The following is a 16,005-nucleotide window of genomic DNA, read 5'->3' as shown; positions in this document are numbered from 1 at the left end:
ATCACCCGATTCCCGGGATGAGACGAATCACGAGGTCGATCAGCCAGATGCCGGCGAACGGCACGATGACGCCGCCGAGGCCGTAGATCAGCAGGTTGCGGCGCAGCAGGGCCTTCGCGCTGGACGGCCGGTAACGCACGCCGCGCAGCGCCAGCGGGATCAGCGCCACGATGACCAGCGCGTTGAAGATCACCGCCGACAGGATCGCCGTGTTCGGCGAGTGCAGGTGCATGATGTTCAACTTGCCCAGACCCGGGTAGATCGCCACGAACATGGCCGGCAGGATCGCGAAGTACTTGGCCAGGTCGTTGGCGATGCTGAAGGTGGTCAGCGCGCCACGGGTGATCAGCAGCTGCTTGCCGATCTCCACGATCTCGATCAGCTTGGTCGGGTTGGAGTCGAGGTCGACCATGTTGCCGGCTTCCTTGGCCGCCGACGTGCCCGTGTTCATGGCGACGCCGACGTCCGCCTGCGCCAGCGCGGGGGCGTCGTTGGTGCCGTCGCCGGTCATCGCGACGAGCTTGCCGCCCTCCTGTTCCTTGCGGATCAGGGCCATCTTGTCCTCGGGCTTGGCCTCGGCGAGGAAGTCGTCGACGCCGGCCTCCTCCGCGATGGCCTTGGCGGTCAGCGGGTTGTCGCCCGTGATCATGACCGTCTTGATGCCCATCGCGCGGAGTTCGTCGAAGCGCTCCCGCATGCCCGGCTTGACCACGTCGGACAGCCGGATCACGCCGCGCACCGAGGCGACGCCCTCGGACAGCTCGGCGACCACCAGCGGCGTGCCGCCGTCCTGGCTGATGCCGTCGACCACGGTGTTCACCTCGTCGGGCACGACGCCGCCGTGCTCGACGACCCATGCCCGCACCGAGCTGGCCGCGCCCTTGCGGACCTGCCGCCCGTTGAGGTCGATGCCGCTCATCCTGGTCTGGGCCGTGAAGGGGACGAACTCGCCGGCCAGCTCGTTCGCGCCCGCCTCGACCGCCAGGCCGTGCCGCTCGACGCACAGCTCCACGATGCTGCGGCCCTCCGGCGTGCCGTCGGCGAGGCTGGACAGCCGGGCCGCCGCGGCGAGGTCGTCCACTGTGGACGAGCCGACCGGGACGAACTCGGTCGCCCTGCGGTTGCCGAAGGTGATGGTGCCGGTCTTGTCCAGCAGCAGCGTGTCCACGTCGCCTGCGGCCTCGACCGCGCGGCCGGACATGGCCAGCACGTTGCGCTGCACCAGCCGGTCCATGCCGGCGATGCCGATCGCGGAGAGCAGCGCGCCGATCGTGGTGGGGATCAGGCAGACCAGCAGCGCGGTCAGCACGATCACCGACTGCTGCTTGCCGGAGTAGTCGGCCATCGGCTGCAACGCCACGACGGCGAGCAGGAAGATGATCGTCAGCACCGACAGCAGGATGGTCAGCGCGATCTCGTTCGGCGTCTTCTGCCGCGAGGCGCCCTCGACCAGCGCGATCATCCGGTCCACGAAGGACTCGCCCGGCTTGGTCGTGATCTTCACGACGATCCGGTCGGACAGCACGGTGGTGCCGCCGGTGACCGCGGACCGGTCGCCGCCGGACTCGCGGATGACCGGGGCGGACTCGCCGGTGATGGCCGACTCGTCCACCGTCGCGATGCCCTCGACGACGTCGCCGTCGCCGGGGATCACCTCGCCTGCCTCGACGACGACCAGGTCGCCGATCTTCAGGTCGATGCCGGGGACGCGCTCCTCGAGGCCGTTCGCGCCGAGGCGGCGCGCGACGGTCTCCTTCTTGGTGCGCCGCAACGACTCCGCCTGCGCCTTGCCCCTGCCCTCGGCGACGGCCTCGGCCAGGTTGGCGAACAGCACGGTGAACCACAGCCACAGGGCCGTGGCGATGGAGAACACGCTCGCGTCGCTGATGGCGAACACGGTGACCAGCACCGAGCCGACCCACACCACGAACATGACCGGGTTCTTGAGCTGGTGACGCGGGTTGAGCTTGCGCAGCGCGTCGGGGAGCGAGCTCCACAACTGCTTGGGGTTGAACACCCCGGCCGAGACCGAGCGGCCCGCGTGCTCCGCGTGCTGCTCCGGCGACTCGGACGTGCGCTGGGTGTCCTTTGTGGTGGTGGCGGTCATGCCAGTGCCTCCGCGATGGGACCGAGAGCCAGCGCCGGCACGAAGGTCAGCGCGGCGACGAGCAGAACGGTGCCGGCGAGCATCGTGACGAACTGCGGGCCGGTGGTCGGCAGCGTGCCGGCCGACTCGGGCACCCGCTTCTGCGAGGCCAGCGAGCCGGCGAGGCAGAGCACGGCGATGATCGGGATGAACCGACCGAGCAGCATGCAGACACCGAGGGTGGACTGGAAGAAGTTGCTGGTGACGGTGATGCCGCCGAACGCGCTGCCGTTGTTGTTCGAGGTCGACGCGAAGGCGTAGAGGACCTCGGACAGCCCGTGCGCCCCGGAGTTGCCAAGGGCGCCTGCGGTGTCCTTCATCATCAGCGCGACGCCGCTGCCGATCAGCACGAGCGTCGGCATGGCCAGGATGGCGATGGACGCGGTGGTGATCTCCCTGCGGCCCAGCTTCTTGCCGAGGTACTCGGGCGTGCGGCCGACCATGAGGCCGGCGAGGAACACCGCGATGATGGCGAACACCAGAATGCTGTAGAGCCCGGTGCCGACACCGCCCGGCGTTATCTCGCTGAACAGCATGTTGAGCAAGGCGCCGCCGCCGCCGAGGCCGCTGAGGCTGTCGTGCGCGCCGTTGACCGCGCCGGTGGACGTGCCCGTCGTGGAGTTGGCGAACAGGGCCGTGCTCGGGATGCCGAACCGGGTCTCCTTGCCCTCCATGCCGGCGCCGGCCAGCAGGGCCGCCGGGCCGTTCGGGTGCGCCTCGGCCCACCAGATGAGGGTGAGCATGCCGGCCCACAGGATGCCCATGACGGCCAGCAGGGCGGTGCCCTGGCGCTTGTTGCCGACCATGGTGCCGAAGGTGCGGGTCAGCGAGACCGGGATGACCAGGATCAGGAAGATCTCGATCAGGTTGGTCCAGGAGTTGGGGTTCTCGAAGGGGTGCGCCGAGTTGGCGTTCAGGATGCCGCCACCGTTTGTGCCGAGCTCCTTGATGGACTCCTGGCTGGCGACCGGGGCGAGCGCGATGGTGTGCTGCACGCCGTCCGGGCCGGTGACGTCGACGCCCTTGGTCAGGCTCATCACGGTGCCGAACGCGATCAGCACGATGGCGAACAGGAACGCGATCGGCAGCAGGATGCGCACCGCGCCGCGGACGATGTCGACCCACACGTTGCCGAGCCGGTCGGTCTTGGCCCGGACGAACCCGCGCACCAGCGCGACGGCGACGGCGAGGCCGACGGCCGCGGAGACGAAGTTCTGCACGGTGAGGCCGGCCATCTGGACCGTGTGGCCCATGACCGTCTCGGGCACGTAGGACTGCCAGTTCGTGTTGGTCACGAAGCTGACGGCCGTGTTGAACGAGGTGGCGGGGTCCAGCGTGCCTCGGCCGAAGTTGAACGGCAGCACGGACTGGAGGCGCTGCAACAGGTACAGCACCACGACCGACACGAAGGAGAACCCGAGCACGCCGGCGGCGTAGGTCGTCCACCGCTGTTCGGAGTCCGGGTTCACCCGGACGACGCGGTAGAGGACCCGCTCGACCTTCAGGTGCTTCTTGCTGGTGAACACCCTGGCCATGTAGTCGCCGAGCGGTCGGTAGACGACCGCGAGTGCCACCAGGAGGATGCCGAGCTGGACGAAGCCAGCACCGGTGTCGCTCATCTTTGCGCCTCCAGGACAGAAGAGGCGCGTACGTCGACGCGCATCAGAACTTCTCCGGTCGGATCAGTGCGTAGAACAAGTAGATGATCAGCAGGAGTGCGATCACTCCGCCGACAACGTTCGCGAGGACGCCAGCGCCGTTCACAGCCGCTCCATTCCGCGCAACACGAGCGCGAGCAGCAGGAACACGCCGATCAGCAGCACGGCGTAGGCCAGGTCGGCCATCTGCGGTGCTCCCTTCACCTAAGAGGATCGGACACAGCCCGGATGGGCCCTGGCCACCCCACTGGCGGCCGTGCGACGCGAGCGTGCCCCTACCTCTGGGCCATCCGGTATCACCTGATGGCTCCTTTACGCGGCTAACCTCGGCATTTACGGGATCCTGACAACGTCGGTGACGGCGGTCTCCCGTGTCACCCATCCGCGCTATGTGACCCGGAGCACATGGTCTACGCAGAGCGACTTTTCGCAGATCAGGACACCCGGGCGTCAACTACGCGAAGTAGTCATCCGATCGCGGGTAGACAGCATGCGCTACCGATAGTTTCATAGCCTATGAATGTTTTACCTGGCTGAAACCTGGAGGACGCGATGTGCGGCATCACCGGCTGGGTCTCCTTCGATCGTGACCTCGCCACCGAGCGACCCATGCTCGACGCGATGACGGAGACCATGAGCTGCCGAGGCCCGGACGCCGAGGGCGTCTGGATCGAGCGGCACGCGGCGCTGGGCCACCGCCGGCTCGCGGTCATCGACATCGAGGGCGGCAAGCAGCCGATGACGGTGACGACACCGGACGGCAACCTCGCCATGACCTACAGCGGCGAGGCGTACAACTTCACCGAACTGCGCGACGAGCTGCGCCGCAGGGGCCACCAGTTCCGCACCGACAGCGACACCGAGGTCGTGCTGCACGGCTACCTCGAATGGGGCGCGGCCGTCGCCGAGCACCTCAACGGCATGTACGCCTTCGCGGTCTGGGACGGCCGCGTCGAGAAGCTGGTCATGATCCGCGACCGGATGGGCGTCAAGCCGTTCTACTACTACCCCACCGCCGACGGCGTGCTGTTCGGGTCGGAGCCCAAGGCCATCCTGGCCAACCCGCTCGCCGAGCGCGTCGTCGACCTCACCGGGCTGCGCGAGCTGATCGCCTTCACCAAGGCGCCGGGCAACGCGGTCTGGTCCGGGATGCGCGAGGTCGTGCCGGGCACCGTGGTGACCGTGGACCGCAACGGCGTGCGCGAGCACACCTACTGGCGGCTGGAGACCACCAGGCACACCGACGACACGGACACCACCGTCGGGCACGTCCGCGAGCTGCTCGACGACATCGTGCGCCGGCAGCTCATCGCCGACGTGCCGCGCTGCGTGCTGCTGTCCGGCGGCCTTGACTCCAGCGCCATCACCGGCCTCGCCTCGGGGCAGCTCGCCGCGCAGGGCGAGAAGGTGCGCAGCTTCGCGGTCGACTTCACCGGCCAGACCGAGAACTTCGTGCCGGACGACCTGCGGCCCACCCCGGACGGCCCGTACGTGCACGACGTCGCCGCGCACGCGAGCACCGAGCACACCGACATCGTGCTCGACCACACCACGCTGTCCGACCCCGACATCCGGCGCAAGGTGATCGCGGCGCGGGACCTGCCGGCCGGGCTCGGCGACATGGACGCCTCGCTGTACCTGCTGTTCAAGGCGATCAGGGAGCGTTCGACGGTCGCCCTGTCCGGCGAGTCCGCCGACGAGATCTTCGGCGGCTACAAGTGGTTCCACGAGCCGCACGTGCAGCAGGCCGACATGTTCCCGTGGATCGCGGCCTTCGCCGCGGCGAGGGCGCCCGGCCAGCAGCCTGGCGAGATGTTCACCACCGACCTGATGGCCGGGCTGGACCTCGGCGACTACCTCAACGACGGCTACCGAACCGCGGTCGCCGAGGTCGAGCCGCTGGACGGGGACACCGAGCACGAGCGGCGGATGCGGGTGATCAGCTACCTGCACCTGACCCGGTTCGTCCGCGTGCTGCTCGACCGCAAGGACCGGATGAGCATGGCGGTCGGCCTCGAGGTCAGGGTGCCGTTCTGCGACCACCGGCTGGTCGAGTACGTCTACAACACGCCGTGGTCGATGAAGACCTTCGACGGCAGGGAGAAGAGCCTGCTGCGGGCGGCGACCAGGAACGTGCTGCCGCAGTCGGTGGCCGAGCGGGTGAAGAGCCCGTACCCGTCGACGCAGGAGCCGCAGTACGCCGCCGACCTCCAGCTCCAGGCCAAGGAACTGCTCACGGACCGTGACCACGCGGTCTTCGGCCTGGTGGACCGAACCTGGTTGACCGAAATGGTCCAGCGGGATCCGGGCACTCTCGACGTAGGGATCCGCAACGGCCTCGAACGCACCCTCGACCTGGGTGTCTGGCTGGACATGTACCGCCCCGAAGTGCGAATGTCCTGATCAGGCGGCGGGGAACGGCCCCGTCAGCTGGTCGTTGACCGGACGGCCACAACGGGCACACGGCCTGCGACCCGGGAGGCCACGATGACGGCGAGCGTGACCAGTCAGGAAGCGTTGCAGTTGGTGGTGTCGCTGCACCGGCTGATCCGCAGCCTCCGTTACGCCGTGTCGGCACCGAGCCTCCAGCCGACCCAGCTGATCGTGCTGTCCCAGCTGCTCGAACAGGGGCCGCTGCGGATCGGCACGATCGCCAACCGGGTGCGCTGCTCGCAGCCGACCGCGACGACCGTGGTCACCGGGCTGGAGGAGGGTGGGCTGGTGCGCCGCGAGCCCGACCCCGCCGACGGCAGGGCGACCAGGGTCGTGCTCACCGAGCTCGGCAAGGAGACGATCATCTCGATGGCCAACGTCGAGGCCGAGCTGCTCTCGGCGCGGATGGCCAAGCTGCCGGCGGCCGAGCGCGAGCAACTGCTCGCGCTCGGCCCGGTGCTGCGCCAGCTCGCCGAGACGACCGACGACTGACGACCGACGACTGGCCCGAGGTCGAACGGCCGGTCAGCCGGTCGGCGGCGCGCTGCTCGGCGCGGCACCGGTCGGCGCGGGGCTGGACGGCACACCGCTGCTCGGCACACCGCTGGACGGCGCGGTGCCGGACGGCGCCGTGCTGGAGGGCACGGCGCTCGGCGGCGGCGTGGGGCTGCCCGACCCGAAGGGGGTGGCCGACTCGGTCGGCAACCCGGACTTCGGGATCGCCACGGTGAAGGGCACCCCGTTGGTCGACTGACACATGCCGCCGCGATCTCGGCTGATCTTCGGCCTCGGGAACAGGTTGTCCTCGTTGTCGCCCCTGGGATACACGCAGTACTCCCTCGGCGCGTTGATCGGCTGGCCGTGGTCGTCGTAGACGTAGACGTTCTCCAGCGGCTTTCCGTTGGCGTCGAAGAAGTACATGTTCTCCAGCGGCTGGCCGTTGTTGCGCAGCCCGGTCTGCACCGAGTAGTCCAGCTGCGTCGGACCGCTGTGGTAGTAGCCGAGGAAGTAGCCGTTGGACAGGAACATCAGGCCGACCCCGAGCAGGAAGGCGTTCAGCGGCAGCACAAGGCCGAGCAGCCGCCGGTCGGCCGCACTGCGCCTGCCAAGCCAGATCGAGGCGAGCACCAGGGGCACGACCAGCACGAGCAGCAACGGCGAGCGGCCGAGCCGGTAGCCGAAGACCAGCACCAGCGGGGCGGCCAGCAGCAGGCCGCGCACCAGCCACCAGCCCGTGCGCAGGCTCCGCACGTACGCGAGCACCTGGCCGGTCCTGCTCGACGGGGTCGGGTTCAGCGCGCCGAACAGCCGCCGCAGCTCGGGCTGGCGCATCATGTCGGCCCAGCCGGTGCCGCCGTTCCAGAGCTGCCGCAGCGGCAGGATCGCCAGCACGGCGAGCACCATGGCACTGCCGACGAAGCCGGCCGCGCCCGTCTGCCGGAAGGCGAGCCCGAGCAGGAACGAGCCGCCCGTCACGATGGCGAGCGACCAGATCGCGAGGCGCGCGATCATCGACGAGCGATCCGGCGCGGCCGTGGCCAGGGTCGCCGTCGGGTAGCCGGCCGCCGTGCGCAGCTCGGCGGCGTAGGTCTCCGGCGTACCGAGCCGGTCGGCGAGGGACTGCGCTGAGGAGTCCTCGCCGAGTTCGGCGCTCACCTCGGCGACGTGCGCGCCGACGTCCTCAAGGATGTCGGCGACCTCCGTGGAAGGCAGGTCCGCCAGTGCCTGCCGCATCCTGGCCAGGTAGTCGACCACCTCGACGCGGGTCTCGGTCGACCCGCCAATGCTCTCGCTCATGCGACCTCTCCCAACAGGTCGTTCATCGTGTCCGCGAACGACCGCCACGTCTTGCTCGACTCCGTCAGCTTGTCCCTGCCGGGCTCGTTGAGGCTGTAGTACTTGCGGTGCGGGCCTTCCTCGCTCGGCACGACGTACGAGGTGAGCAGCCCGGCGTTGTACAGGCGGCGGAGCGTGCCGTAGACGGACGCGTCCCCGACGTCCTCGAGGCCGCCCTGCCGGAGGCGACGCAGCACGTCGTAGCCGTAGCCGTCCTCCCGGCGAAGTACCGCGAGCACGGCCAGGTCGAGGACGCCCTTCAACAGTTGGCTTGTGTCCACATGGTCCTCCCCGGTGATGTGCGAGCGAGACTACTACGGAATGCGCGGTAGCTTCCATAGCGGGGTTCCGGCGAGTCGGTAACGACCGGGACACGCGTCGGGGCCCCGACCCGAACGCGGCCACCCCCTGAGGGTCGCGTTCGGGCCGGGGCCCCGAGCTGGCGCAGGCCGTCAGCTCCTGGTGAGGTCGCGGTTGTAGAGCTTCTTGGACCAGAAGTAGCCGATCACGAGGAGGACCACGCACCAGGACACGGCCAGGATCCCGTTGTGGCCGATCGGACCGCCGGTCAGCAGGCCCCGCAGCGTCTCGATGAGCGGGGTGAACGGCTGGTACTCGGCGAACCACCGGATGCCGGCCGGCATCGAGTCCGTCGGCACGATCGCGCTGCCGAGGAACGGCAGGAACTGCACCAGCAGCGGCTTGTTGCTCGCGGCCTCCGGGGTCTTGCTGACCAGGCCGAGCGCCACGCCGAACCAGGTGAGGGCCAGGGTGAGCAGCACCATCAGCCCGGCGGCGGCCAGCCACTCGACCGGGCCAGCGGTCGGCCGGAAACCCATCAGCATCGCCACGGCGATCACCAGGGCGGTGCTGATCAGCGTCTGGATCATGTTCCCGACGACGTGCCCGGTCAGCACCGAGGCCCGGGAGATCGCCATGGTCTTGAAGCGGGCGACGATGCCCTCGGTCATGTCGGTGCAGACGGCCACCGCGATGCCGACGCACCCCGACCCCACGCCCATCAGGATGATGCCGGGCGCGATGTAGTTGATGTAGGAGCCGCCGTGCGCCGCGCCGCCGAGGCCGGCGCCGAGCGTGTCGCCGAAGAGGCCGGCGAACAGCAGCATGATCAGGACGGGCATCGCCAGCGACGAGATGGTCATGCCGGGGTAGCGCAGCGCGTGCCGGAGGCTGCGCCGCAGCATCGTCGCGGAGTCGCGCACGGCGTAGGTCGAGGTGCTCATCGGGTCGCAACCTTGTCGTTGTCGGGGTGGCCGGTGAGGGAGAGGAAGACGTCGTCGAGGTCGGGGGTGTGCACCGAGAGGTGGCTCGGCACGATCGACTCCCGCTCGAGGCGGGCCAGCAGCGCGCGCAGCGACGCGACATCGTCGCCGCCGGGCACCTGGAGGGTGAGCGCCTCCTCGTCGCGGCTGGCCACGCCGAGGGCGACGGCGGCGTGCGCGAGCTGCCTGCTGTCGTCGAACTGGAGGCTGATGTGCCCGCCGGGAACCAGCCGCTTGAGCTCGCCCGCGGTGCCCTGCGCGACCAGTTTTCCCTTGTCCAGCAAGGCGATCCGGTCGGCCAGCTGGTCGGCCTCCTCCAGGTACTGGGTGGTCAGGAAGATGGTGGCGCCGTTCGCGACGAGGTCGCGGATGATCTGCCACAGGTCGCGCCTGCTGCGCGGGTCGAGGCCGGTGGTCGGCTCGTCGAGGAACAGGATGCCCGGGGAGCCGACCAGGCCCATGGCGAGATCGAGCCTGCGCCGCATGCCGCCGGAGAAGGTCGCTGTCGTCTTCTTGGCCACGTCCGAAAGCTCGAACTGGGCGAGCAGGTCCTTCGCGCGCCGCCTGCCCTCGCGGCGGCCGAGGTGGTGCAGGTCCGCCATCAGGATCAGGTTCTCCTCGGCGGTGAGCAGCTTGTCCACCGCGGAGAACTGGCCGGTCACGCCGATCGCGGCGCGGACCGCGTCCGGCTCGCTGGCGACGTCGTGCCCGGCGACCCGCGCCGTGCCGCCGTCGGCGGTGATCAGTGTCGAGAGGATCTGCACCATGGTGGTCTTGCCGGCGCCGTTGGGGCCGAGCAGCGAGAAGACCGTGCCCTTGGGGACGGTCAGGTCGATGCCGTCGAGCACGACCTTGTCGCCGTAGGACCGGCGAAGTCCGGTCACCGAGATCGCTGACGGGGGCGTGGTCATGCCCCCTCCTTTCCTCGTGTGGTGGTTTTCGGGGCGTGCGAAGGACATGCGTGTTCGCGATAGCGAATCCGGCGGTTGGCGTCGGACGCTGCCGCCGTGCGGGGCCGCGTCGGCCCGAGGGAGTTACTGCTGCGGGATCAGGCGGCCCGGGGACGGGCCGAGCGGGCCCGTCGGCCGAACTGGCCGATCAGGAGCGGCGGATCAGCTCAGGAGCGGCGGATCACGATGTCGCCGAAGGAGGTGCGGGCGCGGACCTCGACGGTCTCGTCGGAGGACGACGGCCCGTCCGACGGCGTCAGGGCGTTGTGCACCCGGCCGGCCGCGGTGCTGACGTCGAGCTTGGCCGCGGTGCCCGCCCTGATGCCGATCTCCAGGGTGCCGAGCGCGGTCCGCAGCTCGGTCGAGCCCCGGATCACCTCGCCCACTCGGACGGAACCGTTGGCGGACTTGAGGTCGACGTCCGCCTGCGCGCTGCCGACGGCGATGTCGCCGTTGGCCGCGTTCACCGTGACGTTGCCGGTGACCAGGCCGATCTCGGTGGTCCCGTTGGAGTTCTTGATCACCGCGGAGCCGTCGATCTCGGTGACCCGGATGCCGCCGGTGCTCGTGGTGATCTGGGTGGTGCCGACCGCGCGGTGCATGGTGATGTCGCCGCCCGCCGTCTTCAGGTGCGGTTCGGTGGCACTGTCGATGAGGATGTGGCCCATCGCGGTGGTGATCCTGGTGTCGCCGAGGTCGCCGGTGCTCCGGAACTCCCCCACGGCGATCCTGCCCTGGATCCCGGAGCCCGCCGGCAGTTCGATCGTCACGTCGACCGAGCCGTGCTTGGTGAACAGGCCGATCGGGTTCGGCGTCTTCACCAGCAGCGCGCCGTTCGAGTACTCGATGCGGGTCTGCTTGGCGAACTTCACATCGCGGTCATTGGTCTCGTCGGTCGGGCGCACCTCGACAACGGTGTCGGCGCGGTCGCCTGCGGTGACGGTGGTGTGGCCGACGGAGAGCTCGAGGGTGGCAAAGATCGGCTTTGGCGTGTCGAAAACTGGCATGGCTGTCCCCAATGAGTGAGTCAGATGGGCGTCTCCGCAGGTGGGAGGCGTGGTGAGTGGTCCGGTGAGGCGGGGTCAGCTGACCCAGCCGGTGAGGCGCTGCCGGCTGGCGCCGGTGGCGGTGGCGGTGCGTCGTTCGCGTGGGGAGCGGGCGCCGGGATCAAGCGAGGCAGCGGCCGCGCGGACGAACCACGCGTTGATCGAGAGCCCGTCCCGGCCTGCGGCCTCCTCGACGCGGGCCTTGAGGGCCTCGGAGAGGCGGACGTTGATCCGCGCCATGGCACCGTCGTCGGTGTCCGCCTGCACGGCGGGCGTCGACCCGGCCCCCTGGTCCGCGTCGGCCGCATCGGCCGCGTCGTCGAAGGAGTGGTCGGGCGCGGGCGGCGTCACCACGAAGCTGGGGTCGAGGCCGCGCAGTCGCAGATCGACCGAGCCGGGCGCGAGGTCGCGGGTGATCTCGTCGGCGGCGGACGACAGGGCGTCGAGGAGGGTGAGCCGGATGGCCGATTCGAGCGGAGCGGTGAGGCGCTCCGCGAGTTCGCGGGCGTCCTCGCCGCCGGCGTCGGCGGCGACCGCGAGCTCCCGTCGCAGATTGTCCACGTAGGGCTTCAGGTCCATGGCACAAATATGGCACCTCAGTGGTGCCATCGCAAGTGCCAAACCGATCCCGGTGATGCCAGAAGCGTCACCAAGTGATGCCAAGCCACTCAAAGAAGGATGCTGACCTGGGCAAACAGACGAACGGGTGAACCTAGGGTCGCGCGTCTCGCGGGCGGGGTTGGCAGCGCGGGCAGGAGTACGCCGACCTGTTCATGAACGGGTCGCGGCGGATCGCGGTGCCGCAGCGCTGGCACGGCTCGCCCTCCTGGCCGTAGGCCGCGAGGGAACGGTCGAAGTAGCCGGACTGGCCGTTGACGTTGACGTAGAGGGCGTCGAAGGAGGTGCCGCCCGCGAGCAGCGCCTCCCGCATCACCTCGGTCGCCGCGGCGACCACCGCGAGCCCCTGCGCCCGCGACAGCCGGTCCGTCGGCCTGGCCCAGTGCAGCCTGCTGCGCCACAGCGCCTCGTCCGCGTAGATGTTGCCGACGCCGGAGATCAGGTTCTGGTCCAGCAGCGCCCGCTTGATCCCGGTGTGCCGGAGGCGGAGCGCGCGGACGACCGCCTCGGCGTCGAACCTGGGGTCCATCGGGTCCCGCGCGATGTGCGCGATCGACAGCGGCAGCAGCGTGCCGTCCACCTCGGCCAGGTCGCTCAGCGCGAGCCCGCCGAACGTCCGCTGGTCCACGAACCGCAGCTCGGGACCGCCGTCGGCGAACCGGACGCGCACGCGCAGGTGTTTCTCGTCAACGGCCGTCGAAGGCTGGACGAGCAGCTGGCCGCTCATGCCGAGGTGCGCAAGCAGGGCCTCGCCGCCGCCGTCCGCGCCGGCCAGCTCGACCCAGAGGTACTTGCCGCGTCGACGCGCGGCGATCATGGTGCGCCCGGCAAGCCGGGCGGCGAAGTCGAGCGGACCTGGGATGTGCCGGCGGATGGCCCTCGGGTGCAGCACCTCGACGGCCTCGATCACCCGGCCCGCGACGTGGTTCTCCAGCCCAAGCCGGACGACCTCGACCTCGGGAAGCTCGGGCACGCCGAACCGCTAGGCCTGCTGCTCGCCGACGGCCTCAGCGGCCGCCGCCTTGTCCTTCTCCAGCTGGACCTGCTGCTCGTAGAGCACGCGGTAGGCGGCCTCGGCCGCCTTCTGCTCGGCTTCCTTCTTGGTCCGACCGTCGCCCGAGCCGTAACCGCGACCGGCGACGAGCACCGTCGCGGTGAACTCCTTGCGGTGGTCCGGCCCCTGGTCCTCGACGCGGTACTCGGGCACGCCGAGCCCCGCGGTGGCGGTCAGCTCCTGGAGGCTGGTCTTCCAGTCCAGGCCAGCGCCGCGCAACGGCGCCTCGGCCAGCAGCGGGTCGAACAGCCGGTGGATCACCTGACGCGCCGTGTCTATCCCGTGCGCCAGGTACACCGCGCCGAGCATGGCCTCGAGGCCGTCGGCGAGGATGCTGTCCTTGTCCCGGCCGCCAGTCAGCTCCTCGCCGCGCCCGAGCAACAGGTGCGCGCCGAGACCGCCGGCACCGAGCACCCTGGCCACGCCGGCGAGCGCGTGCATGTTGACCACGCTGGCTCGCAGCTTGGCGAGCTGGCCCTCCGGCAGGTCGGGATGGGTGGTGTACAGATGGTCGGTCACCACGAGCCCGAGCACGGCGTCGCCGAGGAACTCCAGCCGCTCGTTCGGCGGCAGGCCGCCGTTCTCGTACGCGTAGGACCGGTGGGTCAGAGCGAGCACGAGCAGCTCGGCGTCCATCTGGACGCCGAGCGCTTCGAGCAGCGAGTCACGATTGGCCGACGGGCCCCGTGGTGACTTACCTCCCACTGTGCGTGACTACCTTCGCTCCGTTATCTGGCTCTGTCAGGCGGGCTGAACGACCTGGCGACCGTCGTACTGGCCGCAGGAGGGGCAGGCCACGTGCTGCGGCTTGGGCTTGCGGCACGCCTTGTTCGAGCATTCCTGCAAGTTCACCGCAGAGGTCTTCCACTGGGCGCGGCGCGCGCGGGTGTTCGAGCGCGACATCTTCCGCTTGGGAACGGCCACGACTAGTTCTCCTCGGAGTTATCAGTGTTGTCCTGATCCTCGCCGAACCGCTCTTGCAACGCGGCCCAGCGAGGGTCAATCGTCTCATGCCCGTGGTCTGGCCCGAGCTCGGCCCGCTTGCCGCCGCACCCGGGGCACAGCCCCTGGCAGTCCTCCGAACACAGCGGCACCTGCGGCAGCGCGAGCACGATGGCGTCACGCACCACAGGTTCGAGGTCGATCAGGTCGTCAACGACCCGGCTGACCTCGTCCTCGTCCGTGGTGGAGTCGGTGGTGCTGTGCGGATAGGCGTACAGCTCCGTGATCTCCACCTCAACCTGCTCGGACAGCGCCTCGAGGCAGCGGGAACACTCCCCCTCGGTCGCCGCCGTCGCCGTCCCGGAGACAAGAACGCCCTCCATGACCGCTTCGAGCAGCAGGTCCAGCTCGACGTCGCCGCCCTCCGGCACCGAGATCACGTCGACGAGCCCGAAACCGGCCGGGGCCGGAACCGTCTTGCGGAAACCGCGGCTGGATCCCGGCCTACGCCCGAGGTCCCTGGTGTCGATAACCCAGGGCCCGGTCGTGTGGGGACGCGCGGTGGCGTGACGATGCTCAGACATAATTTTGGTGGTGCCGACGGGTGATCTACCACGTCCAGCCCGCCAAGGGTACGGGACGAGGGGGCTTTGACGGAAATCGGCAGGTCAGTCGCGGTAGTCGTAGGGCACGCTTGCGGCGCTGACCGCCGGGCCGCGCAGGTGCGAGCGGCCCTTGCCGACGCTGCGCAGCGTGTGCGTGAGCAGCTCCTCGAAGTCGGCGAGCTTGCCGTCGACGTAGGCGTCGCACTCGCCGCGCAGGCGCTGCGCCTCGATCTGCGCGTCCTCCACGATCCGCACGGACTCGTTGCGCGCGGCCATGACGATCTCGGTCTCGGCGACCAGCCGGGACTGCTCGGACTGGCCCTCCTCGATGGCGCGCTCGTAGTTGGCCCTGCCGGCCTGCACCATCCGCTCGGACTCGGCGTGCGCCCTGCCGACCAGCTCCTCGTACTCCTGCCGGCCAGCGTTGATGGTGCGCTCCGCCTGGTCCTGCGCCTCTGCGACCAGCTGCTCGGCGTGTGCCCTCGCCTCGGCGCGCACCCGGTCGGACTCGGCCCGCGCCTCGGTCAGCGCGCGCTCGGCCTCCGACCGCGCCTTGCTGACGCCGAGCTCGGCCTCGTGTTGGGCCTTGCCGACGACCTCGTCGCGGTGGTCGAGGACGTCCTGCGCGTCGTCCAGCTCGGTGGGAATGGCGTCCCGGACGTCATCGAGTAGTTCCAGCACGTCGCCCCGAGGGACCACGCAGCCCGAGGTCATCGGCACCCCGCGCGCTTCCTCGACGATCGTGACGAGCTCGTCGAGGGCCTCGAACACCCGGTACACGTCGCACTCCTCGCCCCTGAAGTTCAGTACCTGCCGGTCAAGTCTGCCCTGCCGTGGCCGCCCGGCACGGGAGGACGCCGGATTTCGCACCCGGCGTGTCCGCGGCCGGACGGCACTGAATGGGCAGCTGTCGGCAGTGTCAGCTGGCGATGTCGACCAGCACGAAGCTCGCGTAGTGGTCGTCGGTGTAGAAGTACTCGCCGGCGTCGCCGGTGATGATGCGGCGCGCGCCCCTGGTGGAGCTGCCCGGCGTGATCACCGTGTACTCATGGTAGTAGCCGCGAGCGCAGGCGGGCAGGACGCCCTCGCGGTTCTGGAACACGACGCCGTCGTTGCGCGGGTACGGGAACGGGCCGCCCTGCTGGATCAGGTTGACCGTGTCGGTGGCCTCCGGCGGCAGGCTGGACAGCGCCGAGGTGCTGAAGCCGGAGGTGTCGCCGCAGGACGCCTGGAAGGCGCTGAGGGCGGATGCTGTCGCCGTGGTCGCTGTGGTCGCGGGAGCCGCCGTTGCAGGGGCGCTGGCCAGCCCGAAGGTCCCGACGATGGCGAGCAGGGCGCCGAGGACCACCTTAGCTGCGCGTGATGTGAGGTAGCTCATAACGGTGAACGGTAACGCTTTCGCATGATCTCCAGGAGACCTTGACATTAACTAAC

Annotated in this window: 17 protein-coding genes; 2 read left to right on the top strand and 15 right to left on the bottom strand. The window is 69.7% G+C overall.

The annotated features are described in order from the left end of the window. Position 1: 1 nt before the first annotated feature. Genes kdpB through kdpF form a run of 3 tightly spaced genes read right to left on the bottom strand, consistent with a single transcriptional unit; the run spans position 2 to position 3,910 of the window. On the bottom strand, positions 2-2,107 hold the full coding sequence (gene kdpB / locus F0L68_RS32890) for a potassium-transporting ATPase subunit KdpB (RefSeq protein WP_149853766.1): 2,106 nt from the start codon (positions 2,105-2,107) through the stop codon (positions 2-4). Beyond that, positions 2,104-3,765 carry a potassium-transporting ATPase subunit KdpA gene (kdpA, locus tag F0L68_RS32885; protein ID WP_149853765.1) on the bottom strand — a complete coding sequence of 554 codons (1,662 nt, stop codon included), beginning with the start codon at positions 3,763-3,765 and terminating at the stop codon, positions 2,104-2,106. Before kdpA ends, kdpB begins: the two co-directional genes overlap by 4 nt. Positions 3,766-3,808: 43 nt before the next feature. Next, entirely contained in the window at positions 3,809-3,910 is a 102-nt protein-coding gene (kdpF, locus tag F0L68_RS32880) for a K(+)-transporting ATPase subunit F (RefSeq protein ID WP_149853764.1), read from the bottom strand. 446 nt (positions 3,911-4,356) lie between these two features. Here kdpF and asnB point away from each other — a divergent pair, with 446 nt between their 5' ends. Further along, positions 4,357-6,207, top strand: a complete 1,851-nt coding sequence (gene asnB / locus F0L68_RS32875; RefSeq protein WP_149853763.1) for an asparagine synthase (glutamine-hydrolyzing) — start codon at positions 4,357-4,359, stop codon at positions 6,205-6,207. An 84-nt stretch (positions 6,208-6,291) separates the two neighbouring features. Then, positions 6,292-6,729, top strand: a complete 438-nt coding sequence (locus F0L68_RS32870; RefSeq protein WP_149853762.1) for a MarR family winged helix-turn-helix transcriptional regulator — start codon at positions 6,292-6,294, stop codon at positions 6,727-6,729. A gap of 33 nt (positions 6,730-6,762) precedes the next feature. On the opposite strand, the gene F0L68_RS32860 is transcribed toward F0L68_RS32870, so the two are convergent. The 12 genes from F0L68_RS32860 to F0L68_RS32805 all read right to left on the bottom strand — a co-directional run bounded on the left by F0L68_RS32860 (position 6,763) and on the right by F0L68_RS32805 (position 15,949). Then, positions 6,763-8,034, bottom strand: a complete 1,272-nt coding sequence (locus tag F0L68_RS32860) for a DUF1700 domain-containing protein (RefSeq protein WP_149853761.1) — start codon at positions 8,032-8,034, stop codon at positions 6,763-6,765. After that, a complete protein-coding gene (locus F0L68_RS32855) occupies positions 8,031-8,354 on the bottom strand; it encodes a PadR family transcriptional regulator (protein WP_149853760.1) in 324 nt (107 codons plus the stop codon). The genes F0L68_RS32860 and F0L68_RS32855 overlap by 4 nt, the downstream gene beginning before the upstream one ends. A gap of 171 nt (positions 8,355-8,525) precedes the next feature. Next, positions 8,526-9,317: an ABC transporter permease gene (locus tag F0L68_RS32850; protein WP_149853759.1), complete on the bottom strand. Its 792-nt coding sequence runs from the start codon at positions 9,315-9,317 to the stop codon at positions 8,526-8,528. Next, positions 9,314-10,267 (bottom strand): ATP-binding cassette domain-containing protein, encoded by a 954-nt coding sequence (locus F0L68_RS32845; RefSeq protein WP_149853758.1) that lies wholly within the window; start codon positions 10,265-10,267, stop codon positions 9,314-9,316. The genes F0L68_RS32850 and F0L68_RS32845 overlap by 4 nt, the downstream gene beginning before the upstream one ends. Before the next feature lie 206 nt (positions 10,268-10,473). After that, entirely contained in the window at positions 10,474-11,313 is an 840-nt protein-coding gene (locus F0L68_RS32840) for a DUF4097 family beta strand repeat-containing protein (protein ID WP_149853757.1), read from the bottom strand. Positions 11,314-11,388: 75 nt separating this feature from the next. After that, positions 11,389-11,931 carry a toxin-antitoxin system HicB family antitoxin gene (locus tag F0L68_RS32835; protein ID WP_149853756.1) on the bottom strand — a complete coding sequence of 181 codons (543 nt, stop codon included), beginning with the start codon at positions 11,929-11,931 and terminating at the stop codon, positions 11,389-11,391. Between the two features lie 133 nt (positions 11,932-12,064). Continuing rightward, on the bottom strand, positions 12,065-12,943 hold the full coding sequence (gene mutM / locus F0L68_RS32830) for a bifunctional DNA-formamidopyrimidine glycosylase/DNA-(apurinic or apyrimidinic site) lyase (protein WP_149853755.1): 879 nt from the start codon (positions 12,941-12,943) through the stop codon (positions 12,065-12,067). Between the two features lie 9 nt (positions 12,944-12,952). After that, a complete protein-coding gene (gene rnc / locus F0L68_RS32825) occupies positions 12,953-13,729 on the bottom strand; it encodes a ribonuclease III (protein WP_149853754.1) in 777 nt (258 codons plus the stop codon). Between the two features lie 36 nt (positions 13,730-13,765). Next, a complete protein-coding gene (gene rpmF, locus F0L68_RS32820) occupies positions 13,766-13,948 on the bottom strand; it encodes a 50S ribosomal protein L32 (RefSeq protein ID WP_149853753.1) in 183 nt (60 codons plus the stop codon). A 2-nt stretch (positions 13,949-13,950) separates the two neighbouring features. Next, complete coding sequence (locus tag F0L68_RS32815) at positions 13,951-14,550, bottom strand: YceD family protein (RefSeq protein WP_149853752.1); 600 nt, start codon at positions 14,548-14,550, stop codon at positions 13,951-13,953. An 84-nt stretch (positions 14,551-14,634) separates the two neighbouring features. Continuing rightward, a complete protein-coding gene (locus F0L68_RS32810) occupies positions 14,635-15,351 on the bottom strand; it encodes a DivIVA domain-containing protein (RefSeq protein ID WP_149853751.1) in 717 nt (238 codons plus the stop codon). 139 nt (positions 15,352-15,490) lie between these two features. Then, the gene (locus tag F0L68_RS32805) at positions 15,491-15,949 is read right to left on the bottom strand and encodes a guanyl-specific ribonuclease (protein WP_149853750.1); all 459 of its coding nucleotides are present in this window, start codon (positions 15,947-15,949) and stop codon (positions 15,491-15,493) included. Positions 15,950-16,005: the final 56 nt, after the last annotated feature.

This window comes from Solihabitans fulvus (assembly GCF_008386585.1).
Classification (GTDB): Bacteria; Actinomycetota; Actinomycetes; order Mycobacteriales; family Pseudonocardiaceae; genus Solihabitans; species Solihabitans fulvus.
This window is presented reverse-complemented; position numbering and strand designations above follow the sequence as displayed.

Excerpts from the sequence above, each read along its gene's own strand:
- kdpB (WP_149853766.1), bottom strand. The coding sequence starts at position 2,107 with ATGACCGCCACCACCACAAAGGACACCCAGCGCACGTCCGAGTCGCCG.
- kdpA (WP_149853765.1), bottom strand. The coding sequence starts at position 3,765 with ATGAGCGACACCGGTGCTGGCTTCGTCCAGCTCGGCATCCTCCTGGTG.
- asnB (WP_149853763.1), top strand. The coding sequence starts at position 4,357 with ATGTGCGGCATCACCGGCTGGGTCTCCTTCGATCGTGACCTCGCCACC.
- F0L68_RS32870 (WP_149853762.1), top strand. The coding sequence starts at position 6,292 with ATGACGGCGAGCGTGACCAGTCAGGAAGCGTTGCAGTTGGTGGTGTCG.
- F0L68_RS32860 (WP_149853761.1), bottom strand. The coding sequence starts at position 8,034 with ATGAGCGAGAGCATTGGCGGGTCGACCGAGACCCGCGTCGAGGTGGTC.
- F0L68_RS32850 (WP_149853759.1), bottom strand. The coding sequence starts at position 9,317 with ATGAGCACCTCGACCTACGCCGTGCGCGACTCCGCGACGATGCTGCGG.
- F0L68_RS32845 (WP_149853758.1), bottom strand. The coding sequence starts at position 10,267 with ATGACCACGCCCCCGTCAGCGATCTCGGTGACCGGACTTCGCCGGTCC.
- F0L68_RS32840 (WP_149853757.1), bottom strand. The coding sequence starts at position 11,313 with ATGCCAGTTTTCGACACGCCAAAGCCGATCTTTGCCACCCTCGAGCTC.
- F0L68_RS32835 (WP_149853756.1), bottom strand. The coding sequence starts at position 11,931 with ATGGACCTGAAGCCCTACGTGGACAATCTGCGACGGGAGCTCGCGGTC.
- F0L68_RS32815 (WP_149853752.1), bottom strand. The coding sequence starts at position 14,550 with ATGTCTGAGCATCGTCACGCCACCGCGCGTCCCCACACGACCGGGCCC.
- F0L68_RS32805 (WP_149853750.1), bottom strand. The coding sequence starts at position 15,949 with ATGAGCTACCTCACATCACGCGCAGCTAAGGTGGTCCTCGGCGCCCTG.